We start from the raw sequence: 24,554 nt of genomic DNA, 5'->3' as shown, positions 1-24,554 counted from the left end.
CAGTCTCGAACAAGTATCTCCAGAAGCCGCAGAGTTATTTCAAACCTTCACGAATAAGTCAACTCCAGTATTTCAGCTACTTTTACGGGCGAAATGGATATCGATTTCCTCCCGGTTTGAATAACATTATCCCTCATTAGCGTCTTCAGAATCACAGAGACTGCCTCGCGCGTGGCCCCAACCATATTGGCAACTTCCTGATGCGTTAACGGCAAGTCAATCCTTACATACTCTCCATCCTCTACTCCAAATCGTTCAGAAAGCTTGAGTAATAAATGGAGAATGCGATCTCGGACATCGCCAAGTGCTATCTTCTCGAGCATGCCGTCCCGCTCTTTAAGAATCTTGCTCAATTCCGTTAGCATTTTCATGGCGAGTAACGGACGCTCTGCCAAGAAATGTTCAAAATCTTGTTTGGGCACCGAGCAAATTAAGGTTTCCTCAATCGTTTCGATATAAAGTCCTTTCGTCCCAAAAGAGAACGTGTCGATCTCTCCGAAAACATTGCCTTTGCCCAAAATGGCTAGAGTAAATTGCTTACCTTCCATATTCGTTCTATACAACCGAAGTTTACCTTCTTTAAGAAAAAACAGTCCGTCTTTAGCTGTTTCAGGCGTTTGTATTAAGCTTCCTTTAGGAATTGGACTAAAATGGGTCATCGGCGAAATATGATCAAGCTCCGCCAAGTCATCAGGGGTCAATACTTCAAAGATGCTCATCTTTGATAAATATAAGCGTTTATCTAACATCGGTGACTCCTTATGTGTTGAACGTAATTTAATCGGCTGCTCGATGAAAATATACATAGTTTGGTTCACTTTGATTCCCCTGGTGCGACACTATTTCAAGTTCCAGCTTTTTCGCTTTATCATAGAGACGAGAAGCATGCAAAGCGGAACGATAATCAGAAAAGGAACCGAATACAGCGGCCAAATATCTTTTACGAATTCGACGAGATCCAACTGATTGGGATGAATAATAATGGTTCCGATAAGAACCAGCAGTCCAAGGGGGATAATATAAAATCGGTAATTTCGGCTGCCGATCGTCTGCGAGAAAGCTAATGTCGTTGCAAATAAACAGACGCATAGTTTGGTAAATTCATTGAAAATCCACGCCGTAAACCCGAACGGCTCGATGCGTTCAATGAAGTCTCCGACCCCGACATACGTCAAAGCGGTATAACTGGGAAACAGCTGGTTGTTCATGATTTCCCCTAATACCATGATAACGGCGAAAACCTGAACGACAATGAACACCCCTACTACGGCCACCATGGAAAGGACGGTTTTCTGCACGGAGGCAGCCTGATTGACATATGGAATGAGCATGGAAAACAAAACCGTCTCTCCGAAAGTAACGGTGGCGATTTGTCCAGCACCCTTGAAGATGGACGTCCAGCCGCTTTCAAAGACCGGCAGTACTGCCTTTGGATCCATATCCGGTATCAATAATAGTTGTATCAGGAGGGAAGAAACCACGGTAAGCACCATTAATATAATCGCGCATCTGCATATGACCTCCACCCCTTTGAATACCGTCCAGCCAACCACGCAGATCATGATGCTTCCTACGATTAAGGAAGGCGTTTTCGGCAGCAGAACGGCTCCCGCCAAATCCGTGAAATTGCGCAACACATAGGCCCCGAGGAAAACGCCATACCAGGTATACAATAAACCGACCGATTTGCCGAGCCATGGCCCGAATAAGATGTGCGCGATTTCGACTAATGATTTTTGCGGATATTTCTGACATAAGAATGCGTAAATCCAATTGATTCCGAGCCCCGCTATCGTGCCAAGGATGGCTGATATCCATGAATCATGGCCTGCAACGTAACCGATCTGCAAATTAAGCGAGCTGCCCATCGTAAACACGAACATGAGTATCCAAAGTTCCAAATTCGAAATCCGATCATTCGGTCCATAAGTCTCCATTGAAACCTACCTTTCCAGCAGGTTCATTCAACAAGAAACAGCAACCATTTCCTGATGAGAACCGACGGACTGAGAATTGATACATGCCAAATTATTAGAAATCCCAACAATGCGGAGCCAAGTAATAGGATCGAAACGAACATCACGTCTATTTTGGAAGCCGAATGGCGCATATAGCGAAATTGAATCCCTGCCATGGATGCAAATCCCAACAAAAACAGCAGCGAGAGCATGATCATTTCTTCTCCGCTCCTTGATGCTCAAAGGAATTCCCAATGATTCCGGCTCGGTGAAGGCGGATTTCAGCCGTTACGTCGACGTCGGCTTCGGAAAAAATCGTATCCCATTGCGTACGAACCTTCTTCCACGTCTGATAATGAAATTGATGCAGATGCAATCCAAACCCGAAAATGTCGGCTTTCCATTCCGTCTGGGCTTTCTTCACGGTCTGCAACGTTTGCCGCGAAATTAATTCACCGAATTGTTTTTCGATGAGCGTCATATTCGACAATTGGCTCAGCTTTAAATTGACGTTCGATTCATTGATCGTGCCCGTGCCCCGAAGCTGGATGCGTACTCGCGCATGGTTGCCGTTCATGGTGACTTTGACTTTGCATTTAAGGTCATTCAATACAATGCCGATGTTTCCGCTAAGTTCGGGAAGCGTATCTCCGAAATGCTCTTCTTTGGATTCGTTTTTGATCCACCGCAGGCTTCGCGTTTCAATGTCGTTTAAGTAACCGATTAATTTATAGTCTTTAAACACGGCCGTCGAGGAAAGTCGGAACATTTTGAATTTGGATGCCGCGCTGCTACTCGGATCCACCAAAGGCGGCACCAGCTCGATAGCTCCCGTCACGGGCACGATTCCACCCCTGGCTTGCGTCATCAAGAAGTCGCGAAACGTCACGGATGTGCCGACCCCGGAACGTTCCAGCTCTCGAACTTCATCTGCCGGAATACGTTCGGTGGGATGATCGTTTTGAAGGAGCTGGGATGCTTCGATGCCTTTCGCCACGACAATATAAGTCCGCAACCGGCTTCTCGGATCCCTCGCATAGTTGTCCAAAATATCTTGGATGCCTTTCCTCGCAAGCGCTTCGCCAATAAACACGACTCTGCGCTGGCCTTTGAAGAAATGGCGGGAATTCTTTTGCTGGATTTGTCTCTCAGCATCGAAAATGTTCGTGCCGATGGCCGAAACGGCATAGTACGTTTTTCCGAAAGTGCCAGTCGATGCCTTGCCGCTCTCGCCGCCGCCAACTCCTGCGGGAATCGGTACTTGAATCGTCGTTTTCAATCTTCCGTCTTCCGATAAATCCAAGCCCGAAGCCATAAAAAAAGAGATGTCGTTCATTTCGACCCGATCCCAGCAGCCGCTTAGCAGCGGTACGAACAGAAGTAAGAGAAGCATGCGCGCAGGCAAATCAGCCTCTCCCCTTTCTACTTGATTTCTTGCCGACCGTCTGCGGATGGAGATACAGCGTCCACAAGGGAGCGCGGAACAGCGCATCTTTGAGGCCTTGCAAGGTAACGGGTGCCACCGGAAACAGATAGGGAACCCCAAATGATTTCAACCCGCTGAGATGGACTAGAATCACCAACAAGCCAATTGAAATGCCATAAAGACCGAACATGCCTGCAAGGATAATCAAGGGGAACCGTAACATCCGGAAAGCAATGGAGAAATTATACCGCGGGATGGTAAACGAAGCGATGCCCGTTAAGGACACGACAATTACCATCGGAGCGGACACGATGCCCGCCTGTACCGCAGCTTGACCGACGACCAAACCTCCAACGATACTGACCGCCTGTCCCACTTGCTTCGGCAAGCGGACGCCGGCTTCCCTTAAGCCCTCGAACGTCACTTCCATTATTATGGCTTCAACCAACGCTGGAAAAGGAACCCCTTCGCGAGCCGCGGCTATACTAAGCAGAAGATTCGTCGGAATCATTTGCTGATGGAAGGTCGTAAGCGCAACATAAAGAGAAGGCAGCAGTAATGCAATCATGGCAAAGATAAACCGGATCACTCGAATGGCATTGATATACAGCACGCGTTCATAATAATCCTCGCCGGCCTGCATAAACCCCCAGAACGTCATCGGAGCGCTGATCGCAAACGGGGAGCCATCGGTAAATATCGCGACTTGCCCTTGCAGTAAGGCCGCAGCGAGATAGTCGGGGCGTTCCGTCACGAGAAATTGAGGAAAAGGGGAGTACGTTTTCTCTTCGATTAATTGTTCGATGTATCCGGACTCCAGCACGACGTCAATTTCAATGTCTTGAATTCGCGATTTTATTTCTTGCAAGGTGGATTCGTTCGTAATCCCTTTCAGATAGGCGATGGCAACGTCGGTTCGCGTGATTTCTCCGACCGTGAGCATTTCGATTTTCAACCGGGAGGATCGAACTCTTCTGCGGATCAAGCTCGTATTCGTGCTAAGAACTTCGGTGAATGAGTCACGGGAACCGCGTACAGTACTTTCGGAAGCAGGCTCATCAACGGCTCTGGTGTTACCTCCCGGCAAGCCGACTGCAATTGCTTCTGCCTGGTTGTCCACGCATATCACTACTGAACCATGTAGTATCTCGCGTTCAATCTGAACCAATTCCGCCGTCTGTTTCACTTGGGAAATCATGATGAGGCGATTTTGAAGGAATGGAAGAAGTTCTGGAGCATCATGGGGTATTTCGGAAGGCATACTGGACATGAGTGGCTTTAACAGTGATTCATCCAATTGCGTGCTATCGATTAATCCATCAATAAATAGTAGGAAGGCGTATCGTTGCCCGCCAATATAAAATGGGCGAAAGACAACATCAGCGCAGCTTTCGAAGATTGCAAGAAGTTTGGTTTTGTTTTCTTCTAGAGAAGAGGAGAGGCGTTCGCTCTGATGTAAGGTTGATTTATCCAGGAAGACCTTCGATACCCTTGTTCTCCTCCCAAAACCCTTCCCAATCACACGATTCCCCCCAGTTTATGTAAACTTTACCGCAGGAATAACATACCCTTCTTACCTGATTTCTATGTATCCGTAGAATGCCGTTGACCACCATTGCACAACACAGATCATCCCTCTAAGAGAATCAATTAATATAGACTAACTATTTGCGATACAAAAAAAAGAAGCCTTCCTTAGGTGGACGGCTCGTATTAAACTGTTTGTTTGCCGCATGCGGCTTGACGGAACATTCGATAGGCTTCAGCACCTTTTAAGCTGATTTTGCATCTCTAATGGTCGTTATGTCGAATGACTTCGGCTAATAATCATTGCCAATGCCTTGATAATAATAACCGATTTCCCGCATCCGCCAAGCATCCAACATATTGCGACCATCGAAGAAATTGGCCTGCCCAAGATGCGCTTTTAGGTGTTCCCAATTCAGCTGTCCAAACTCCGTCCATTCGGTGCACAGGATGATCGCTTCTGCATCTTGTAAGGCTTCTTCCACCGATCCACAAACCGTAACCGAATCATAACAATCATGGACTGGCAATTTGGCAACGGGATCAAACAATCTTACTTTTGCCTGTTCGAGCAGCAACTCTTGAATCACCCGTAGTGCTGGCGCTTCACGGATATCATCCGTATTTGGCTTAAACGCAAGCCCCAGTACCGCAATGTTCTTGTTCGTAAAGTCTCCCAGCCGCGACCTCGCCTTGTCAATCAAATAAGTAAACTGAAGGCGGTTAACTTCCATCACTTGGTCCAGAATACGAAGATTCACTTCGTGCTTTTTTGATGTCATGACAAGCTCCGAGACGTCTTTCGGAAAACAGGAGCCTCCATACCCCAGACCGGCTTGAAGGAAGCTTGGTCCGATCCGAGGATCCAGCCCCATTCCATCGGCAACCTCTTTAACGTTGATTTCCAGCTCATCACAAAGTCTCGCAAGCTCGTTCATATACGATATTTTCGTGGCGAGAAAGGCATTGGACGCATACTTGATTAGCTCTGCGGTCCGAGGCTTCGTTACGATCCAAGGGCAATTAAACGTCCTGTAAAGCTTTTGAAGCTGCTCCGTTGCACTCGCGCTGTCCGTGCCAATTACGATACGATCCGGCCGCAAGGCATCTTCCACGGCTTTGCCTTCTCGCAGAAATTCGGGATTTGAAGCAACATCGAAGGAGTAGGTTTCCCGTTGAGACGCTTCGATCCACATTTTTATTTGCTCTTGCGTGCCTACGGGGACGGTGCTTTTGGTGACAATTAGCTTGTAGTCGTTCATCCAGTACCCGATGTCCTCAGCTGCCTGTTGAATGTAGCGCAGGTCCGCGTTTCCGTCCAGCTGCGAAGGCGTTCCGACGCAAATAAAAATGACGTCGTGCTCAGCGATAGCCGTCTCTTTATTCGTAGTAAAGAGTAATCGGCCGCTGTTCACGTGCTTTGATATAAGATCTTCAAGGCCAGGCTCGTGAAAATGCAAACGTCCCTGCCTCAGCCGCTCAATTTTGAAAGCATCGACATCAAGACCCGTGACTTGCCAGCCCGACTCTGCAAATACCATCGCGGTCGTAGCCCCTACGTAGCCCGTCCCAATTATTAAAATTTTCAAGGTTCATTCACTCCCTCGTCGTTGTTCACACCGGCGACGATTGAATGCTCGCCAAGAATAACATTTTTCAATACAAATGGAGGATTTTGCGCATGAACCCCATTCAAAATCACGCTGTTTTCGATATGACAGTTTTCCAGCTTGGAGCCAGCGCCCACGGACACGTACGGCCCGACCCGGCAATCCTTCAGCACGCAGTCCTTATCGATGGATACAGGCTCCACGATCGTGCACCGCTCCAACCTGACGGACTCGTGAATCCGATTTTTCGAAGCATCTGCGCTAAGCAATTTCTGATTAGCCTCCAGCCACCGGTCCATCGTACCGACATCTATGTTCAACTGATCGGTAACATGATACGCGACAACTAGACGCTTATCGATTAACCGTTGAATCGCATCCGTAATCTCGTACTCCCCCCGCTTGGAAGGTCGAATTTCGTCGATCGCCGTGAAAATATCTTTAGTAAAGGCATACGAACCAAGCACCGCTAAATTGGACTTAGGAATCGTCGGCTTCTCATCAAGACTAATGATTCGCCCATCCCGAATATCCGCGATGCCGTAATCCTTCGGAGCCGTAACATTCGCGAGCAGCAAAGATGCTTGTACCCCGCCAAGCTCGATGTCATCCTTCAGCGCATATAACGGAGCGGAAATCAGATTATCCCCCAGGAGCAGTAAAAAAGCTTCCTCCGAGATAAATGCTTGAGCTTGCTTGACTGCATGCGCAATTCCTTTGGCCTCGTACTGATAGATGTACGAGATTGAAATGCCAAGCGCTTCTCCCTCACCGAATTGCTCACGAATGGCAGCTTCCTGCGATGGATGAATTACTATGCCGACCTGATCTATGCCGAGCTCTATTAATTTCACAAGCGATAATTGCAATAGGGGAGTATTTGCGACAGGTATGAGCGTCTTCGGACGACTATGGGTAAACGGATATAATCGACTTCCTTTCCCCGCACAGAGAATCAATCCCTTCAAAAGCCTCTCTCCCTTCTAATCAACTTCTATTATTCTATGAAAACGGCTTTCACTTGGTATAGGCCGCACACTACGCAAGAAAAAAATGCCGCTGATCTTGATGAAAGCGCCGTGCCCTGCACAAGAGTCTATTCATATCCTACAAAGAAACGCCTATGGAAGACACTGACCTAAGGAGCTGTGGATATTTTGAGAATAGCTCAAATCTCAACCAATACGATTCCTGTCCCTCCGAAGGATTACGGGGGCACGCAGCGCGATGTTCATTATTTGACGGAAGAATTGGTCAGACGGGGGCATGAGGTGTTTCTGTTTGCCAAGAAAGGATCGACCTCGAATGCTACCCAAACGTTTGAATATGAATCGGACGATCCGAAAGAGCAACTCGATTTCATTATAAAAAACCTCCCATCCGATGTGGACATCATTCACGATCACTACGGCATCGTCGCGAAAGCGAATCCGCCCATTCCGACCATCTGTCAGTCCCATTCCAAGGGGATCAAGTCAAACGTGCAGATTCGCGTATACGTAAGCAGATTCATCCTGCGCAAATACGGGAAACGAAAAGGCTACGCGGTCCACAACGGAATCCGTATGGGGGATTACACCTTTAAATCCACCAAACAGAAATACCTGCTCTTCTTGGGAAGATTGATCAAAGAAAAGGGCGTCCATCTAGCCATCAAGGTGGCCAAGAAAACGGGCAGACGGCTCATCATCGCCGGTACGCTGAATGACAAAAAATATTACAACGCTAAAATCAAACCGTATCTGGGCAAACAAATCCGCTACGTTGGCCCCGTGGGAGGAGACCGCAAACACGAGCTTCTTGCCAATGCCAGCTGTGTCCTGTTCACGTCGACTTGGGATGAACCATTCGGTCTTGTCCTCATCGAAGCGCTAGCCAGCGGTACGCCTGTGCTCGGCTTTCGGAAGGGCGGAGTGGCCGAGGTGCTTCGGGGATTACCGCAGCTCTTGTGCAAAACCACATCTGGCATGGCGATGAAGGTCAGATACCGCAAAAGGCTGCCCACAGCCCGCAAATGCAGACGCTATGCGAGAACCCGCTATTCAGATATCATTATGACGGATTCATTCCTTAAGCTGTATCAGAAGATTATCAGCAAAAAATTGTACAAAATCAAAAAAAATACATTATGGAATCGGCGCAAAGCTAAGCTTCAACCTACATCGAATGGAGATGACAACTAAGATGATCACTGTGATCGCCTGTACGATGAGATCCTCCTGCATTGACAACGTATTCGAGAATTACGATCGTCAGCTTTGGAAGAATAAACAAATGATCATTGTCTTGAACAACGACAACATGGATATCGAGCTCTATCGACAGCGGGCAAGCCAATACCCTGAAAACGAAGTCCGCGTATTCCAGCTTTCCCAGAAATTCAAGCTCGGAAAATGCTTGAATTACGCCATCAATCTCGCTGAGAACGGCATCATCGCCAAGTTCGACGACGATGATTATTACGGCCCTAAGTTTCTTAGGGAAACCGCCCGAGCGATTAAACGCGGCAAGGCGTCCATCGTCGGCAAACATACCGCCTTCCTCTACTTCAAAGCGAAGCGGGCGCTGATGGTGTTCCGCCGTGGCGGCGAATGGAAGTATAGCCGCAGCGTCAAGGGCGGCACGCTGGTCTTCCGGAAATCAGTCTGGAAGCGTGTCCCGTTCCCCGAGTTTAAGAAGTCTGGCACCGATTCCGGTTGGGTCGGGCGCTGCGTTCGCAGAGGCTTCCGCGTATATTCCGTGTCCAAAAGGCATTATGTCTGCATCCGAAGAAAAAACAACAACAGCCATACGCAGAAGAAAACCACGTACCGCTATATGTCGCAATGCCGGCTTGTTCGCAAGACGAAGTATTATAGAAGATTTGTCAACTAGATGATCTATAAAAGGAGACAAAGATGATATCCGCGGATACAGATACAGGCGTAACTATCATTACCTCAACGATTCGAAAAGACCTCATGCACAATATGTTCGATAATTACGACCGTCAGGAATGGAGCGTCAAAGAGCTCATTGTAATCATTAATGACAACGACATCGCCATGGGTCCTTATAAAGAACTTGCAAAACAATATGAAAACGTCCGTGTTTATCGGGTAGACGAGTGCAGAAATCTTGGGGCATGCCTCAATTACGCGGTAACCCGTGCCCGATATAGCTATATTGCCAAATTCGATGACGATGACTACTATTCGCCCCAATATCTCGATGAATCTATGTTATTGTTTCTTAAGAAGAAAGCGGACGTCGTCGGCAAACGTTCCAGTTATTTCTTCTTCCCCCATCGTTCCTTACTGCTGCTTCGCAAAACGACAGTCAAGCCATATGGCCGGTGCAGACGAATAGCTGGCCCCACGATCATGTTTCACAAACGGGTATTCAAGAAGGTTGCCTTCTCGACTAAGGTGGTTGCCGGGTCCGATGCGCGATTCGTTCAAGCATGCCTGAAACAAGGATTCAAAGTGTTCACTGCCTCTTCCTACAACTTCGCCGCATACCGCCGCGCAAACCGAAGATCACATACTTGGCAGGTTTCGGATAAGCAGTTGCTCGCTTCCAAAGGCGCCGCGATCATTCGAACGAATGATTTCAAACCTTACGTCGATCGGACGCTCGATCTTCTGCCCTTACCGGACGGAATAGAAATAAACTAGGTGCAACTCCATGCATGCGAATAAACACCTCCCTATATACTCCGTCCTTGTCGTCCCCTTTCTAATTCAGTTTACTTTTGTAAAGCTCCATTAAATTCGAGGCGGTCAGCTTCCAGTTGAACCGGTTCTGCGCATCCTTCCTGGCCTGCTTAGCGAGTCGGCCGCGCATTTCCGGATCGCGCGCGAGTTTAACGATTTGGGCGGCGAACGCCGATGGTTTGTGGTAGTCTTGCACGAGCAGCCCGTTCCGGTCATGTTGCACGATTTCCGGTATGCCGCCGTTATGGGAGGCGATTACCGGCAGGCCGCTGGCCATGGCTTCGACGTTGACGAGTCCGAATGCCTCGTGCCTCTGCGAAGGACAAACGAAGCAGTCGCCAGTCCGGTAGAACGCCGGCATTTGCTTGCGGGAGAGATTTCCCTTGAACTGGACGGGAACGTTCAGGCTGCGCGCGGTTCTCATCAAGAATGCCTTGTAGGAGGCTTTCCCTGATCCGCCAGCAACCGTTAATCGAAGCGAAGGAATGGATTTAAGCGCTATACCGAAAGCCTTCATCAACGTGGGGACCCCTTTCCGCGGAATGAGCCTACCCGCGAAGAGAAGGTGGAACGGCTTGGAGGAAGACGAGCCGATTGGATGGAATTTTTCCGTATCGACGCCAAGATGTACGAAGCTGATTTTTGCTTTATGCGCGGGAAAGCGACTAATCAAAGACTGCTGCAGCGATTTGCTATTGCCGACGATCAGATTCGCGTGATTGAATTCCGCATTCGCTTTCTGCGTCGTCGTCATGGGGCTGGATACGAATGTCATGGAATGCATGAAGATGGCAATTGGCGTTTTCGGAAACGATTGCCGAAACGCTTTTGCGAAGCTCGGCCTATTGTCGATCTGAATTAGATCGTAGCGATTCCCTTTCACTTTTCTAATCGCGTTTGATAAATACGCTTGCTTCGAACCACCGGATACTCTCAAGATCGTCATGTTGTCGACAATAGATTTACGTGCTAGATTCTTGCGATATAGACTGACGATCGTGACTTGGTGCTCGTTCGAAATTTGCTTCGTGATCTGATAGATGCAGTTCTCCACCGACCCTCCGACCGGCGGAGGTACTGGAATTTGTTCGGGTGCGATGATTAGCAGTTTCATAACATTCTCCTCTCGTCTCTTTGAAGTTGTATTACAAACTATTCGAAGATTCACATATGTTGATAGGCAATGGTCATTTATTGACGAATTTAATAAATCTAACAGCAGCTATCCGCTATATTATCCAATTCGTTCATAATGCTTTTCTATCAATATGTTTTGATTTAATTATGACTCTTTCGCAAATTATTGTAGCTTTTATCACAGAAATCCTCTCCATGATGGCACATGAATTCACTCTACTGGGAGAAAGACCATACAATGCAGGAACATCCAAATCCTGAGGAGTGAAAGAGATGTTCAAAATAAGCTTAGAAACGGCAAAATACTTGCTTGCAATTGCAGAACAAAAAGCCCGGCAAATGGGTTTGTCAAGCGATATCGCAATAGTAGATGAAGGCGCGAACCTAGTTGCATTTCATCGTATGGATAGTGCCAAAATTGCTGGAATCGAAATCTCACAGAATAAGGCTTGGACTAGCGTAGCCATGCAGATGCCGACAGCAAATCTGGCGCAATCGGCTCAGCCTGGCGCTCCTTCGTTTGGTATTAATACTACTAACCAAGGTAAACTTGTCATTTTGGGGGGAGGTATCCCCTTCTTAATAGATAATAAAGTCATTGGTGGTATCGGAGTAAGTGGAGGCACGAGTGCTCAGGATATCGAAGTAGCCAATGCCGCCGTTTTAGCCTTCACGCATATACTTGCAGGTGGAGAAGCATCAATTTCTAGTGCTCGTAACGGGTATTTTCCATTTTTAAAAAGGTAATCGAAGAGTACGATGGAACCACGATTACAGTCTCGAACAACAGCTGCGGGTCACAAGCTTTTCGAGGGGGATTATTCGCTGCCATATCCGTTTGTCGAATCTATGAGCCATCAGTGGCGCTTCTTGCATGTTAAAAAACGGCGCTGATGCACCATGGAGGTGCATCAGCGCCGCAAGAGCAGCTATTCAAATTTCAAAACGACGTTGCCTTTTTTCCCAGGCGCAGCAACAGCTTCCACGGCATGCTTGATTTCGGATAGATCGAATTCCTTATAGCTTGAGAACATGGGCTTCGAATTGCTCCCCACCTCGATGGCGGCTTTCAAGTCTTGCATCCGCTCATCTGCCGTCGTATCTTCTTGCCAAGTCATGATCGTAGCCCCGTGCCATATCTCATCCTCCTTGACTACAGGGATAGGAAAACAATGAATCTTCTTGCTGAAGATGAATCCATTGCATCGGAACCGTGTTGAAAGCTTTGATTACACGAGCGCCAGGAGCATATTGAGTCGTAACTGAAACCGTTACAGTTACAATATAGTTAATAAAAGGCAGCACACGACCTATTGGCATGGGTAACCCGGCGGTCATCACTTGGACAGTGATGACCGCCGGGTTACTTTATCCTTTATTTAGTTTTCACGAAATCTATTTTGTACAAATCCTCATATTAGTCTCGTTATAGTTCTTCAATAAACTTTACTTCGCATGCACATACAATTCTTCATCTTTTAGATTAGGTGTAGGACCCAAAATATTTTCTAAAGATGTTTCCAACGGAAGACCTTTCTCTGCTTTGACCACCCAGTCATGATTAGCTAATGCGGCTTTTCCTAGTGAAATTAAATCCGAACCTGCCTCAAGCGCCCTTTCGGCATCCTCTGGCTGATCCAGTTGCCCATTAGCGATAACGGTCGTTTTTCCATATTTTTTCGCTAATTCAGCTAGCGTTGAACCGCTATCCCCGAATGCCGGTGCATGGGCATTATATTCAGTGATGTGGATATAATCGGGCTTTTCTGCGCCAATGGCTTCGAAAATGATTCGGGCGTCTTCTTCACCGTTTGCCCACTTGTGCACAAAGTAATTGGCTTTAGCCTGCGAAATTCGAACGCCGACAACAAAACGTTGACCGACTTTTTCCTTAACGGCTCTAATAATTTCGGTTACGAAACGTACACGGTTCTCAGTTGATCCGCCATATTCATCTTGACGCAGATTCGTGAAATCCGTCAAAAATTCGTCCAATAAATACCCGGCTGCCGCGTGAATCTCTACCCCGTCGAACCCTGCTTGCTCGGCTCTTAAAGCTGCTTCCGCAAATTCCGCTATGATGGCTTTGATTTCTTCACGTGTAAGTTCCTTCGGCGTTAAATAATCGCCTTCCCCTCCAAATGCTGGTGATTGCTCACCTAATGGCTTCACGGCCGAAGGAGCCACTGTCCCATTTTTATAAATATTACTCATAGCGAGAGCACCAGCATGGGCAATTTGCATGATAATTTTACTACCCTTAGAATGAACAGCTTCAGTTACTTGTTTCCATGCTCCGACATGCTCAACATTTGCGATTCCTGGTTGATGACTATATCCTTGACTGTATTCTTCATCTGGGTATGTTCCTTCGGTAATCACAAGACCAAATCCACCGGCAGCAAAGCTTTCATAATATCGCGCCATTCTATCTGTTGCATTACCATTCTTTTCGGCAGAAACGCGAGTCATCGGGGCAAGTACTACTCGATTTTTCAAGGTAAGATTTCCCAGATTATATGTGGAAAGAAGTTTTTTAGGTGTTGTCATGAAAAGTATCTCCTTTTATGTCAAAAAGTTATTTTTACCAAAAAATCACTAAGTCTCTAAGGTCTACGGCGCGACAATGTTTTCTCCAGTGGAATATAAATAATCTGTTCCTTAGTTCAAGGATTTATACCGCAAGCCAGCTATCTCGCGTGCCTTGCCATGTTTCATAATGACCAAGTGATCCGGCTGATCCAGGTCATCTTTTTCCCCGGTTTGGCTTTGAATCGAATATTCAATTGGACTTGTTGACTCCTCCTCTAGGGTTGTTCGAATCATATCTTTAACCGCGCTATAAATTTACTTTGCGGTTCACGTTGATACTTTTTCGGCTGCAGCTGCAGCTCCTTTGGAACCTCCAAAAGGATGAAATAATCATAACCCTGAATGAATGATTCCTCAGTAATGTAGATTACTTTAGAAGTCTGTAACCGAAGGAGAATTGTTCCTATAGAAAACGACTCGAATATCTTGATTTGCGACAATAGTGATAAGAATGAAACCTCATTTGCAGCCATGGAAGGGCAGGGTGGGTTGACTACGACGAGCAATCCTATCAATCATCTGCACATTTATGATTTAAACAGCGCGGATGCACCTCGTGTAGATTGGGCTAAAACGATCCACGACTCCATTGTGCAACACAAGCATCCATCTAATAGAATCAAATAGTATTTCTGACTGTTGCGAATTGAAGAGACAACAATAAACAGGAGCCCTCCATATGTGGACGGCTCCTTTTCTATTGAATCGACATGCAAAATTACTGTTCGAATCTGGTAAATTTCATTGTAATCTATCTTACTGCTGCCTATGCGGAAATCGTATTAAACTATGGTTGTTGCCGGACGCGGCTTGGATGTAAGTTCGATAATATTTATTTAGAAAAGGGGATAACCTATAATGTTCCGATTGTTAATGATCACCTTTGGCATATTTGGAATTATCAATACCGAGCTTGGCATCGTAGGAATTTTACCTCAAGTGTCTGAAGTTTACGGAATCAGCGCTTCTCAAGCTGGTTTGCTGGTCAGTCTATTTGCCTTGGTCATCGCGTTATTTGGTCCGTTTATGACGTTGTTGTTTTCGGGCATCAATCATAAGAAAATGATGGTTGCAGCACTATCCATTTTCGTTCTAAGCAGTGTAGTTGGTGCTTTTGCTCCTAACTATCCGATTTTAATCATTGCTAGAATTATTCCGGCTTTTCTGCATCCCGTTTATTTCTCTGTCGCCTTTATTGCCGCAGCCAATTCGGTAACTAAAGAGCAAAGTATGAAGGCCGTTGGTAAAGTATTTATGGGGGTTACCGCTGGACTCGTGTTTGGTATTCCGGTTACCGCTTTTATTGCAGACGTATTTTCACTTCAATCCGCATTGTTGTTCTCGGGAGCCATTAACGCACTTGCAATGATCGGCATTGCGGCCTTTATTCCTTCTATGCCTGTACATGGGAAAATGTCCTATTCAACACAACTTGGCATATTGAGAAGACCTCAAGTTTGGCTTAGTTTGATCGCCTCTTCTTTAATTATGTCCGGCGTATTTTCCGTATACAGCTACTTTGCTGAATATCTGGGTCAAATCACTCATATGTCAGGAAAACAAATCAGTTTGATGTTGATCGTATATGGTGTTGGCGGTATGTTTGGCAATATAGTAGCCGGATATTTGTTTAGTAAAAACATGATCAGAACCGCATTAATTTTCCCCTTTGTTTTCGGAATTATTTACTTGATGGTTGACTTCTTTGGCCGATATTCGATTCCTATGGCCTTGCTTGTCTTGCTTTGGGGCATTATCACCACCATCAGCCTAAACTTTACTCAGTTATGGATTACATCCATCGCTACCGATGCACCTGAGTTTTCCAATGGTTTAGTTGTATCCTTCACTAATTTAGGCATCACGCTCGGCACTTTTGTAGGAGGTTTATTCATTTCTTATCTGGGTCTTGAACAGATTGCCTGGAGCGGTATCATCCTACTGGCCCTGGGAGTGATTATGATCGTATGGAGAGTCCGACGTTATGATATGAAGTTGAGTTTGCCTCAATAAAATAGGGTAGGGTCCCGCTGCTTCAATTGAATCAGCGGGACCTTTTTCTTTTCAAATAGTGAATATTATCTTTCACGGTACCTGAACCGTTTCTTAGCACATGCTGAAAAGCCTGGAACTCTCATGACCCTTGGGAATTTATTGGTCGCAGCAAACTATCGTCTCCCGGCCGCAATGCTAGTTTTACTTATTTTCTTAGTGGTTGTAAGGCTCCCGACCAAGCAACCACCTGATCCAACATGCTGTCCACCGTCGCTACGTGATGCGGTGACGGTTTAAACACACTGTAATTCTCAAAATCATCACGAAGTGAAATAGCAACTTGCGCACGAACATCTGCTATTTGCAGCTCTCCCATAATAAGCCGTAAATTTTCCACTGCTCGAGATCCCCCAAGACTGCCGTACCCGACGAAACCAGCAGCTTTATTGTTCCATTCTTGAAATAGAAAATCGATTGCATTTTTAAGAGCTCCCGATGTCGCATGGTTGTATTCAGGAGTTACAAATACGTAGCCGTCAAAAGAAGCTATTTTTTCAGACCAGGCTTTTGTATGTTGTTTGGAATAGGGTTGCCCCATAGCCGGCGGAATCGGCTCATCGTAAATAGGTAAATTGAACTCGGCGATATCCACCAATTCATACTCAGCGTCATTTCTTTTTTTAGCAATATCGTAAGTCCAGCGAGCTACTGCCTCTCCGTTTCGACCGGGACGCGTGCTTCCAATAATAATTCCAATTTTAATCATTAAATAGCTCCTCCATTATCTAGTCATTTCTAAAATAAGTTTCGCGATGTTCATCCCAATTATTCTCAGAGCTTAGAGCACACAAAGAAAACATCCCATTCAACAGAATTCAAACCCTCGTCACAATTCATGTGAAAATAATCACATAGATCGGCTATAATAATCGTGTAACCACCACATCACATCTACATGAGAGAAGGGATCCTATTGGCCGGTCATCAGCAAAACCCGAAAGACAGCAACCGAGTAGCCAAACAAGAGAAACGCCTTATCCTGCTTTGCATCATCGTTGCGGTCATTATGCTTCTCTCTCTATCTCGATATGTGTTTAAATAATTAATATCCATTCATTACTACATCAAGCAATTGGAGGGATTACATATGCTGCTTAGCAGTTACGATCCGGTCATGTACAGCCGAATGCTCACAGGACTCACGCTTGCTTTCCATATTATTTTCGCAACGATTGGTGTCGGGGTGCCGCTTATGATTGCGCTCGCCGAGTGGATCGGGATCAAACGCAATGATGAGCATTACTTGCTTATGGCTCGCAGATGGGCACGGGGCTTCGTCATTACGGTTGCGGTTGGCGTTGTCACCGGGACTGCGATTGGTCTGCAGCTCAGTCTGTTGTGGCCAAGCTTCATGAAGGTAGCCGGTCAGTCCATCGCGCTTCCGCTCTTTATGGAGACGTTCGCCTTCTTCTTCGAAGCCATCTTTCTCGGTATCTACCTCTACACTTGGGACCGATTCAAGAGCAGAATGACACACTTCTGGCTGCTCGTTCCCGTCGTTATCGGCTCGTCCGCTTCGGCCTTCTTCATTACAGTCGTCAACGCATTCATGAATGCGCCTGCCGGGATCACGGTGAAAGACGGCAAAATCACAGAAATATCACCTTTCGGCGCGATGCTGAGCCCGGCGATGCCGACCAAAGTCTCGCATGTGCTCGTCACAGCTTATCTAACCTGCGCATTCGTCCTTGCTGCGATATCGGCTTGGTCCCTGCTTAAAGGCCGCAATCATGTGTACTATAAGAAAGCGCTCAAGTTAACGATGGTTTCCGCCTTCATCTTCTTAATTTCCAGTGCCATCATCGGCGACTTATCTGGCAAATATCTAGCTAAATATCAGCCCGAGAAGCTCGCGGCTATGGAGTGGCATTTCGAAACGACATCCGAAGCACCGCTTGTGCTTGGTGGGATTCTAACCGAAGACAATGAGGTCAAATATGGTCTCAAAATCCCGTTCGCGCTTAGTATTCTCGCCCATGGCGTGCCTAATGCGGAAGTTACCGGATTGAATGACATCCCGGAAGATGAGCATCCGCCGCTTTATATTCATTACCTGTTCGATCTGAAAATGGGCTTCGTTGCGATGATGGTCTTAATCGCATCGGCATTCATGCTCCTCCTGTGGCGCAAGCGCGAGCTCGCATTCAGCAACAAATGGATACTCCGCGGCATCATATTAGCGGCTCCGCTAGCGATGTTGACCATTGAACATGGTTGGATTTTCTCGGAGGTTGGCCGTCAACCTTGGATTCTTCGCGGCATCATGCGCACTTCGGAAGGCGCAACGGTATCCGATCATGTGGATACGATGCTGTGGGTGTTCGCACTGCTTTACATTGTACTCGCCATCTCATCGGTCACCGTCTTAACCCGCATGTTCCGCAGCAACTCGGCTGAGCAAGAAATCGAGGCTAAAGGCATTAAAGGGGGCGACGAACAATGAGCTACGAAGTACTTGGCATAACCGTCCTCTGGATCTTCCTGTTCGGTTACTTGATTGTCGCTTCGATTGATTTTGGCGCAGGCTTCTTCAGCTATTACAGCACCATTACGGGCAAACGCCACGTAATCAACAATATTATTGAACGTTATCTCTCGCCGGTCTGGGAAGTGACGAACGTCTTTCTCGTCTTCTTCTTCGTTGGCATGGTGGGATTCTTCCCGGACACGGCTTACTATTACGGTACCGCTCTGCTCGTTCCGGGTAGTATCGCTGTAATCCTGCTGGCCATTCGAGGCTCGTATTACGCTTTCAACACGTACGGCACGAACAAAAACAACCGCTTCTACATGCTGCTCTACGGTGCAAGCGGACTGCTTATTCCCGCTTCCTTGTCTACCGTGATGACGATTTCGGAAGGCGGCTACATTGAAGTAAGCGATTCCGGTCAAGTCAGCTTCCTGTTCAGCAAGCTGTTCCAAAGCACGTATTCGTGGACGGTAGTGCTGCTGGCGCTAGTGAGTGTACTCTATATCTCGGCTATGTTTCTCAGCTATTACGCTAATCGCGCGAATGATCGCGGTGCCTTTGAGGTGGTGCGCAAATACGCGCTCGCATGGAGTGCGCCTACGATTCTAAGCAGCCTGCTCGTATTCTTCGCTATTCGCGGTCATAACGCGGAGCATTACCAACGGATGACGGAACACGCGTGGATGTTCGTGGTATCCTTCGCCTGCTTCTTGATCGCGGTCTATCATGTATGGACGCGCAAACGACTTGGACTCTCCTTCATCTTCGTCATGCTCCAGTTCGGCTTCGCGTTCTTCGGTTATGGCGCTGCTCACTTGCCGTACATTCTATATCCTTATTTAACGATTCACGATAATTTCACCAGCGAGCCGATGGCTATTGCACTGATTTCCGTCTTCATCCTCGGACTGCTGCTGCTCGTTCCGTCGCTGTATCTGCTCATGCGGTTGTTCTTGTTCGATACCAAATATGTGCAAGGCAAGCGCGGCAAATAACCCTACCGGAGGAGGCTGAACCGAAATGGAGCAATTTCTGATCTTCGTCGCACCGTTTCTAGTTGTTATATTATCTGTAGGATTTCTGTTCTTGTGGGGTGCCCGGAAGCCGAAACCGAAACGTTAATTTGTCATAAGAATCGGCCTAATCGCACACGATAGATGAGTACAATCCAGCGATCACACTCATTGATGAAGGAGCATTCACCGACTATGACATCTTCGAAGAACCGCAGAGAGAACGCTTGGAAGAGCCGTAAGCAGAACCAGAAGCCGCATGGCGAGGTCAAATCGTTGGCCGAGATTTCTGATGAAGGCACCTCCGGCGTAGCCGGCTATGAGAACGCCCGCAATAACGGCGACTAGTCCGCAATTAAGAAGCCTCCATCACGGATCGTGATGGAGGCTTCTCTTTGCAGCAGTCGCTCGCGATGATTTTTCAGCGCCAAGCCGTACATCAATTATCTCGCAGCCGCCGCTTCTGCCCTTGCCAGATATGCCGCGCTCATAAACGTTTGCTCGAACTGCTGGATCGACAACGGTCTGCTATGCCAGTAGCCTTGCATATCCGTACAACCCAGCTCGCAGAGGCGCTCGGATTGCTGCTCCGTTTCTACCCCTTCGGCCAATACCTGCAGCTTCAAGCTGCGCGCCATGGCAATGATCGCTTCCACAATCGCGGTATCCTCCCCTGCACCGGAAATATCCTGTACGAAGGACTTGTCAATCTTGAGCGTATCGATTGGAAACCGTTTCAGATAACATAAGGACGAATAGCCCGTTCCAAAGTCATCAATCGAAATCGAAACCCCTAGCTGCTTCAATGCATGGAGTTTGCTGACGATCGTCACATTATGCTGCATGGCCATACTTTCGGTAATTTCCACAACCAAATAGCTGGCATCAAGGCCGGTTTGCTCCAGCACACGAACAATCATATCCACGACTTGATCTTGATTAAACTGAATGACGGAGAAATTAACAGCCACCGGAATCCGAGGGAGGCCTGCATCATGCCAGTCTTTCATTTGCCTGCAGGCCATGTGCAGAATCCATTCGCCAAGCACGATAATGTGACCGGTGCTCTCGGCAACCGGAATGAACTCGCACGGCGAAACCGTTCCCAGCACCGGATGCTCTAAGCGGGCCAACGTTTCTACACCGATTAAATGACCTTGCTGCGCATTGAATATCGGTTGATAAACGAGATGGAAGGCCTGCTCTTCAATCGCGGCCGGCAGCGCCTTCTCGATGTTCATCCGCCTTGCCTGACAATGGTTCATCGACCATTCGAAGAACTGGAATTGATTCTTTCCTTTCTCCTTCGCCGCATACATCGCCGTATCCGCATTCTGCAGCAGCATTTCCAGCGTCTCGCCATCCTCCGGATAAATCGCAATGCCAATACTGGATGTAATGAAAATATCCTGACCATCCACCTGGATCGGCTCGGCCACTCGTCTTATTAAGGTTTCCGCCATGAGCTCCAGCTCCGAGCGGTTACAATCCTGAATGATCGCCACAAACTCATCCCCGCTTAAGCGCGCAACCTTGCGATTGTCACCAATCGTCTCACTGAGCACAGCTGCAAAATGCTGCAGCAGCCGGTCTCCCATCAAATGCCCCATCGTGTCGTTAATCAGCTTGAACCGATCCAGATCCAGAAACATAAGCGCCGCCTGCTGCCCTCTGGCGCTCACGCTTATCAGCAACTCGGGATAAGAGAGGTTGAACCAATTTCGGTTCGGCAGCCCGGTCAGCATATCGTAATAAGCCAGCTGCCTGATCGTATTCTCGTAACTTTTCTTAACCGTAATATCCCATGCGATCGTTTGAATCAAGGCTTGTCCGGCAAAATGAACCAGAATCGACTTCGCTTCAATATCGATCATCGTCCCATTCAGCTTATGCATCTTCAGCTCAATGGAATCTCCATTGGCCGATCCGTTCTGCACACGCTCCAGCCACTGCGCAGCCGATGCCAGGCTTTCAGGATGAACCAGCTCCAGGAAACCTCTCCCGATCAAGCCATCCTCCTCGGCACCGAATATACGCAGCGCCGCTTCGTTCACGAAGGAGATGGCGCCTTGATCATGAACGAGAATGGGCTCCGGCGAGAAATCGATCAGCTTCCGATAGCGCTCCTCACTCTCACGCAGCGCTTCTTCTACAATTCGGCGCTCCGTTAAGTCTCGCAAATACATCGTGAAAACGGGGAATTTCTCTCTGCGGATACGGGTGACGATAATTTCTGCCGGAAATTCGCTTTGATACCCTCGCGGGAGCATCGTCTCTATCCGTTTGCCAAGCACCGTTATATCACCGCTGCACAGCATTCCGTTCTTCGACGTCATATCTCGAGGCAGCCCAGGCATCAGCACCTCTTCAATCGATTTGCCGATGACCTCGCTTCGCGAATAACCGAAGAGGTTCTCCGCTGCCGGATTAAATTCAAATATGGCTCCTTTATGATCAAACATGATTAGGCAGTCGATCACCGACTCCAGTATCGAGCCTTTAAGCGACAATTGCTCGGACAGCTTCTTATCGACATTCATCGAGCTGATCAAGCTGACAGCCATAATCACGATTGTGCCAAAGGCTACATAGATCGCCATTTCGATAAAATCCATTGCCTGCGCATCGGCCGTACGACTTAGCATATTGACCGGCATCGACATTCGAGCCGCTGACATGCCCGTATAATGCATACCTGTGACAGCGATACCCATGATGAAGCCGCTCAGCCAATAATGATTATTTCTGCGGAAGGAGAAAAGTAAGGCAACAATCGATGCCAGCACGGCAATAAGTATCGAAAGTGTGAAGATATAGGGGCTATAAGTAACCGTAATTCCCGTCAAGGCATACATGCCAATGTAATGCATGCCGGTGATTGCAAGCCCCATAATGGTACCACCCACAATCAGTCTCAGCGTACCGCGACCGGAATGGCTGGCAATACCGAAACCGATAAAAGCGCCGACAATAGAAACACCAATCGATACGAGAACGGTTACAAAATCATAGGTCACTCCGCTTGGCAAATGAAAAGCGAGCATCGCGATGAAATGCATCGACCAAATCCCAACACCCATAACGACTGCTCCGCCCAGCAGCCATCCTCTCTTCTTCCAGCCCTCAGACAACAGCACGCGTCTGGCTATATTCAATGCCGTATAGGAAGCGAACAGCGCAATAATAAACGACAGACATACCAAGAACCAGTTGTAGCTTCCTTCGATATGATTATGCACCATTTCGATACCCCCCAGGGAGTGTTACTTGAAACGTCGTGCCCTCTCCCATCTTGCTGGCAATAGAAATTGTCCCGCCATGACTGGAAATGATTTTGTTGCTGATCATAAGTCCAAGTCCAGTTCCCTGCTCCTTCGTCGTATAAAAGGGTCTTCCCACCTGCTCAAGCACTTCCCCCGGAATACCGCAGCCAGTGTCTGCAATCGAGGTTATCAACTGGTTGCCGACCCGTTCTACGGCAACCCGAATTTCGCCGCCGCCCTCCGTTGCTTCGATTGCGTTCTTGATGAGATTGATAAATACTTGTTTGATCTGGCTTTCATCGCAATAGACATGCAGCTCCGGCTCCGAGAAATGCAGCTTGATATCCACATTGTTTAGATTAGCCTGTGATTCCAGCAGCGTATAGACAGCGGCTAGCAGCTCACATAGATTAGTCGCTTGAAACCGGCTGATTTGCGGCTTCGCAAGCAGGAGCAGCTCGTTGATGATGCCTTCCATGCGAACAATCTCAGACGTAATAATGGTGACATACTCCATTTTGGTCATCCCGTTCTGAAACAGCTTCATAAATCCTTTAATCGCCGTAAGCGGGTTTCGAATCTCATGTGCGATACCTGCAGCCAGCTGGCCTGCCATCGACAGCTTCTCCGACTCCACAATGAACGACTCTTGCTCTTTGCGCTGCGTCAGATCCGTGAAGTTTATAACAACACCGGCTTGTTCACCTTCACCTTTACCTTGCATAGGCGTAATATGATATTCCACCGGGAACGTCGAACCATTCTTCCGGCGAAACAAGTCATCCGCCACATATTCAGCGTTGCCGGTGCGATGAACCTTCTCGATAGGGTCCCATTCCTCACCCGCAGGCTTAATAGCCCGAAGCCCAACCTTACGCCCGAGTACTTCGTTCGCCTCAAACCCGGTTAAGTTCACAGCGGCTTGATTCCAGAAGATAACCTTGCCACGCTCGTCCAAACGGTAGATCCCCTCAGCCACAGAATCTAAAATATGCGAATAGGCTTCATTCATCCGTTTAAGTCGTTCTTCACTTTGCTTTAAGCGGCTGTCAATCATCATAATGACGATCGAATACATGCAGATGACGGAAACGATCAAACTTATGCTAATGGCGAGAAAGAACTGATTTTGCGATAAAGCCACAGATTCACCTGCATGCAGCGTTGTAATGCCATGCATCATGGGCATATTGCTGTAATGCAGAAATTCAATAGCGACGGATAGCGATAGAGCGTGGATGAACTGCCGCAACCGGCTTTGCCGATGGAGTTGGAATCGCTGTCTTGTGAAGATGAAACCAAGCACGAGAGCCAGAACGACGATTGAAATAAAACCTGTGGATGACTGATAATGAAGCGTCGCATGGGCTTTGATGGCTCTCATCCCGATGTAGTGCATCCCTACGATGCCACACGTCTGTACCAGGCTGCCTAGAACGAGCAAGCTTGTCCGATTTCGCCCTGAAGCACGTTCGAACAAGAGAAGCGCTAACGCCGACAAGACGATTAAAACACCCATCGAGAGAAACACATAACCGAAATGATACATCACCTTAACCGGGAACGGATACGCCAGCAAGGCCACAAAGTGCATGGACCAAACCCCGATACTAAAAACAAAAGCAGCACTCATAAGCCAAAAGAAAGTCGTGTACCTGGCTGCATTCATGCGCCCGTAAAGATGAAAGAGAATTAAGGAAGAGCTGAATACGAGTACGAATGAAATGGCGACGAGTGCGATGGGTGCCATGCTAACCTTCCTCCGGATCATTGACTTAGCATGCAGGATGCAAAATGGCAATAAAAAA

Annotated in this window: 22 protein-coding genes; 10 read left to right on the top strand and 12 right to left on the bottom strand. The window is 47.5% G+C overall.

The features are described from left to right. Positions 1-47: 47 nt before the first annotated feature. The 6 genes from AC0YN4_RS11160 to AC0YN4_RS11135 all read right to left on the bottom strand — a co-directional run bounded on the left by AC0YN4_RS11160 (position 48) and on the right by AC0YN4_RS11135 (position 7,489). Positions 48-818 carry a Crp/Fnr family transcriptional regulator gene (locus AC0YN4_RS11160; RefSeq protein WP_475781543.1) on the bottom strand — a complete coding sequence of 257 codons (771 nt, stop codon included), beginning with the start codon at positions 816-818 and terminating at the stop codon, positions 48-50. Positions 819-839: 21 nt separating this feature from the next. Next, a complete protein-coding gene (locus tag AC0YN4_RS11155; protein ID WP_475835819.1) occupies positions 840-1,901 on the bottom strand; it encodes a GerAB/ArcD/ProY family transporter in 1,062 nt (353 codons plus the stop codon). Positions 1,902-2,172: 271 nt separating this feature from the next. After that, a complete protein-coding gene (locus AC0YN4_RS11150; RefSeq protein WP_475835818.1) occupies positions 2,173-3,351 on the bottom strand; it encodes a Ger(x)C family spore germination protein in 1,179 nt (392 codons plus the stop codon). A 13-nt stretch (positions 3,352-3,364) separates the two neighbouring features. Beyond that, the gene (locus tag AC0YN4_RS11145) at positions 3,365-4,906 is read right to left on the bottom strand and encodes a spore germination protein (protein ID WP_475781540.1); all 1,542 of its coding nucleotides are present in this window, start codon (positions 4,904-4,906) and stop codon (positions 3,365-3,367) included. Between the two features lie 298 nt (positions 4,907-5,204). Next, on the bottom strand, positions 5,205-6,500 hold the full coding sequence (locus AC0YN4_RS11140; protein WP_475835817.1) for a UDP-glucose dehydrogenase family protein: 1,296 nt from the start codon (positions 6,498-6,500) through the stop codon (positions 5,205-5,207). After that, the gene (locus tag AC0YN4_RS11135; RefSeq protein WP_475781538.1) at positions 6,497-7,489 is read right to left on the bottom strand and encodes a sugar phosphate nucleotidyltransferase; all 993 of its coding nucleotides are present in this window, start codon (positions 7,487-7,489) and stop codon (positions 6,497-6,499) included. Before AC0YN4_RS11135 ends, AC0YN4_RS11140 begins: the two co-directional genes overlap by 4 nt. Positions 7,490-7,678: 189 nt before the next feature. On the opposite strand from AC0YN4_RS11135, the gene AC0YN4_RS11130 reads away from it, so the two are divergent. Genes AC0YN4_RS11130 through AC0YN4_RS11120 form a run of 3 tightly spaced genes read left to right on the top strand, consistent with a single transcriptional unit; the run spans position 7,679 to position 10,177 of the window. Beyond that, entirely contained in the window at positions 7,679-8,704 is a 1,026-nt protein-coding gene (locus AC0YN4_RS11130) for a glycosyltransferase family 4 protein (protein WP_475781537.1), read from the top strand. After that, on the top strand, positions 8,694-9,395 hold the full coding sequence (locus tag AC0YN4_RS11125; protein WP_475835816.1) for a glycosyltransferase family 2 protein: 702 nt from the start codon (positions 8,694-8,696) through the stop codon (positions 9,393-9,395). Before AC0YN4_RS11130 ends, AC0YN4_RS11125 begins: the two co-directional genes overlap by 11 nt. A gap of 23 nt (positions 9,396-9,418) precedes the next feature. Further along, a complete protein-coding gene (locus AC0YN4_RS11120; RefSeq protein ID WP_475835815.1) occupies positions 9,419-10,177 on the top strand; it encodes a glycosyltransferase family 2 protein in 759 nt (252 codons plus the stop codon). A gap of 61 nt (positions 10,178-10,238) precedes the next feature. On the opposite strand, the gene AC0YN4_RS11115 is transcribed toward AC0YN4_RS11120, so the two are convergent. Continuing rightward, positions 10,239-11,330 (bottom strand): glycosyltransferase family 4 protein, encoded by a 1,092-nt coding sequence (locus tag AC0YN4_RS11115; protein WP_475781534.1) that lies wholly within the window; start codon positions 11,328-11,330, stop codon positions 10,239-10,241. A gap of 296 nt (positions 11,331-11,626) precedes the next feature. Between AC0YN4_RS11115 and AC0YN4_RS11110 the strand changes: the two genes are divergently transcribed. Next, the gene (locus AC0YN4_RS11110; protein WP_475781533.1) at positions 11,627-12,100 is read left to right on the top strand and encodes a GlcG/HbpS family heme-binding protein; all 474 of its coding nucleotides are present in this window, start codon (positions 11,627-11,629) and stop codon (positions 12,098-12,100) included. Positions 12,101-12,282: 182 nt separating this feature from the next. On the opposite strand, the gene AC0YN4_RS11105 is transcribed toward AC0YN4_RS11110, so the two are convergent. Both AC0YN4_RS11105 and AC0YN4_RS11100 read right to left on the bottom strand, forming a co-directional pair. Further along, positions 12,283-12,471: a hypothetical protein gene (locus AC0YN4_RS11105; protein ID WP_475835814.1), complete on the bottom strand. Its 189-nt coding sequence runs from the start codon at positions 12,469-12,471 to the stop codon at positions 12,283-12,285. Between the two features lie 328 nt (positions 12,472-12,799). Then, positions 12,800-13,903 (bottom strand): oxidoreductase, encoded by a 1,104-nt coding sequence (locus AC0YN4_RS11100; RefSeq protein WP_475781531.1) that lies wholly within the window; start codon positions 13,901-13,903, stop codon positions 12,800-12,802. A gap of 900 nt (positions 13,904-14,803) precedes the next feature. Between AC0YN4_RS11100 and AC0YN4_RS11095 the strand changes: the two genes are divergently transcribed. Continuing rightward, a complete protein-coding gene (locus AC0YN4_RS11095) occupies positions 14,804-15,958 on the top strand; it encodes an MFS transporter (protein ID WP_475835813.1) in 1,155 nt (384 codons plus the stop codon). 187 nt (positions 15,959-16,145) lie between these two features. On the opposite strand, the gene AC0YN4_RS11090 is transcribed toward AC0YN4_RS11095, so the two are convergent. Beyond that, positions 16,146-16,706 carry an NADPH-dependent FMN reductase gene (locus AC0YN4_RS11090; RefSeq protein ID WP_475835812.1) on the bottom strand — a complete coding sequence of 187 codons (561 nt, stop codon included), beginning with the start codon at positions 16,704-16,706 and terminating at the stop codon, positions 16,146-16,148. 189 nt (positions 16,707-16,895) lie between these two features. Between AC0YN4_RS11090 and AC0YN4_RS11085 the strand changes: the two genes are divergently transcribed. From AC0YN4_RS11085 to AC0YN4_RS11065, 5 genes are all read left to right on the top strand, one after another. Further along, positions 16,896-17,042 carry a hypothetical protein gene (locus tag AC0YN4_RS11085; RefSeq protein WP_475835811.1) on the top strand — a complete coding sequence of 49 codons (147 nt, stop codon included), beginning with the start codon at positions 16,896-16,898 and terminating at the stop codon, positions 17,040-17,042. Between the two features lie 45 nt (positions 17,043-17,087). Next, positions 17,088-18,443 (top strand): cytochrome ubiquinol oxidase subunit I, encoded by a 1,356-nt coding sequence (locus tag AC0YN4_RS11080; protein WP_475781527.1) that lies wholly within the window; start codon positions 17,088-17,090, stop codon positions 18,441-18,443. Next, positions 18,440-19,465, top strand: a complete 1,026-nt coding sequence (locus AC0YN4_RS11075; RefSeq protein WP_475781526.1) for a cytochrome d ubiquinol oxidase subunit II — start codon at positions 18,440-18,442, stop codon at positions 19,463-19,465. Before AC0YN4_RS11080 ends, AC0YN4_RS11075 begins: the two co-directional genes overlap by 4 nt. A 25-nt stretch (positions 19,466-19,490) precedes the next feature. Continuing rightward, on the top strand, positions 19,491-19,592 hold the full coding sequence (cydS, locus tag AC0YN4_RS11070; protein WP_475781525.1) for a cytochrome bd oxidase small subunit CydS family protein: 102 nt from the start codon (positions 19,491-19,493) through the stop codon (positions 19,590-19,592). Positions 19,593-19,678: 86 nt separating this feature from the next. Continuing rightward, entirely contained in the window at positions 19,679-19,831 is a 153-nt protein-coding gene (locus tag AC0YN4_RS11065; protein ID WP_177186578.1) for a DUF6254 family protein, read from the top strand. Positions 19,832-19,926: 95 nt separating this feature from the next. Here AC0YN4_RS11065 and AC0YN4_RS11060 read toward each other — a convergent pair whose 3' ends face one another. Together AC0YN4_RS11060 and AC0YN4_RS11055 are read right to left on the bottom strand one after the other, a co-directional pair. After that, positions 19,927-22,725: a bifunctional diguanylate cyclase/phosphodiesterase gene (locus AC0YN4_RS11060; RefSeq protein ID WP_475835810.1), complete on the bottom strand. Its 2,799-nt coding sequence runs from the start codon at positions 22,723-22,725 to the stop codon at positions 19,927-19,929. After that, positions 22,715-24,496, bottom strand: a complete 1,782-nt coding sequence (locus AC0YN4_RS11055; RefSeq protein ID WP_475781523.1) for an ATP-binding protein — start codon at positions 24,494-24,496, stop codon at positions 22,715-22,717. The genes AC0YN4_RS11060 and AC0YN4_RS11055 overlap by 11 nt, the downstream gene beginning before the upstream one ends. Between the last annotated feature and the right edge of the window lie 58 nt (positions 24,497-24,554).

The organism is Paenibacillus sp. J22R3 (assembly GCF_056269305.1).
Note: the sequence above shows the minus strand (reverse complement) of the source record. Positions and strands in the feature narration are given on the sequence as shown.

Coding starts and splice junctions, on each gene's coding strand:
- AC0YN4_RS11065 (WP_177186578.1), top strand. CDS start 19,679: ATGACATCTTCGAAGAACCGCAGAGAGAACGCTTGGAAGAGCCGTAAG.
- AC0YN4_RS11115 (WP_475781534.1), bottom strand. CDS start 11,330: ATGAAACTGCTAATCATCGCACCCGAACAAATTCCAGTACCTCCGCCG.
- AC0YN4_RS11080 (WP_475781527.1), top strand. CDS start 17,088: ATGCTGCTTAGCAGTTACGATCCGGTCATGTACAGCCGAATGCTCACA.
- AC0YN4_RS11125 (WP_475835816.1), top strand. CDS start 8,694: ATGACAACTAAGATGATCACTGTGATCGCCTGTACGATGAGATCCTCC.
- AC0YN4_RS11090 (WP_475835812.1), bottom strand. CDS start 16,706: ATGATTAAAATTGGAATTATTATTGGAAGCACGCGTCCCGGTCGAAAC.
- AC0YN4_RS11110 (WP_475781533.1), top strand. CDS start 11,627: ATGTTCAAAATAAGCTTAGAAACGGCAAAATACTTGCTTGCAATTGCA.
- AC0YN4_RS11100 (WP_475781531.1), bottom strand. CDS start 13,903: ATGACAACACCTAAAAAACTTCTTTCCACATATAATCTGGGAAATCTT.
- AC0YN4_RS11150 (WP_475835818.1), bottom strand. CDS start 3,351: ATGCTTCTCTTACTTCTGTTCGTACCGCTGCTAAGCGGCTGCTGGGAT.
- cydS (WP_475781525.1), top strand. CDS start 19,491: ATGGAGCAATTTCTGATCTTCGTCGCACCGTTTCTAGTTGTTATATTA.
- AC0YN4_RS11105 (WP_475835814.1), bottom strand. CDS start 12,471: ATGACTTGGCAAGAAGATACGACGGCAGATGAGCGGATGCAAGACTTG.
- AC0YN4_RS11075 (WP_475781526.1), top strand. CDS start 18,440: ATGAGCTACGAAGTACTTGGCATAACCGTCCTCTGGATCTTCCTGTTC.
- AC0YN4_RS11055 (WP_475781523.1), bottom strand. CDS start 24,496: ATGGCACCCATCGCACTCGTCGCCATTTCATTCGTACTCGTATTCAGC.
- AC0YN4_RS11085 (WP_475835811.1), top strand. CDS start 16,896: ATGAGAGAAGGGATCCTATTGGCCGGTCATCAGCAAAACCCGAAAGAC.
- AC0YN4_RS11095 (WP_475835813.1), top strand. CDS start 14,804: ATGTTCCGATTGTTAATGATCACCTTTGGCATATTTGGAATTATCAAT.
- AC0YN4_RS11060 (WP_475835810.1), bottom strand. CDS start 22,725: ATGGTGCATAATCATATCGAAGGAAGCTACAACTGGTTCTTGGTATGT.
- AC0YN4_RS11120 (WP_475835815.1), top strand. CDS start 9,419: ATGATATCCGCGGATACAGATACAGGCGTAACTATCATTACCTCAACG.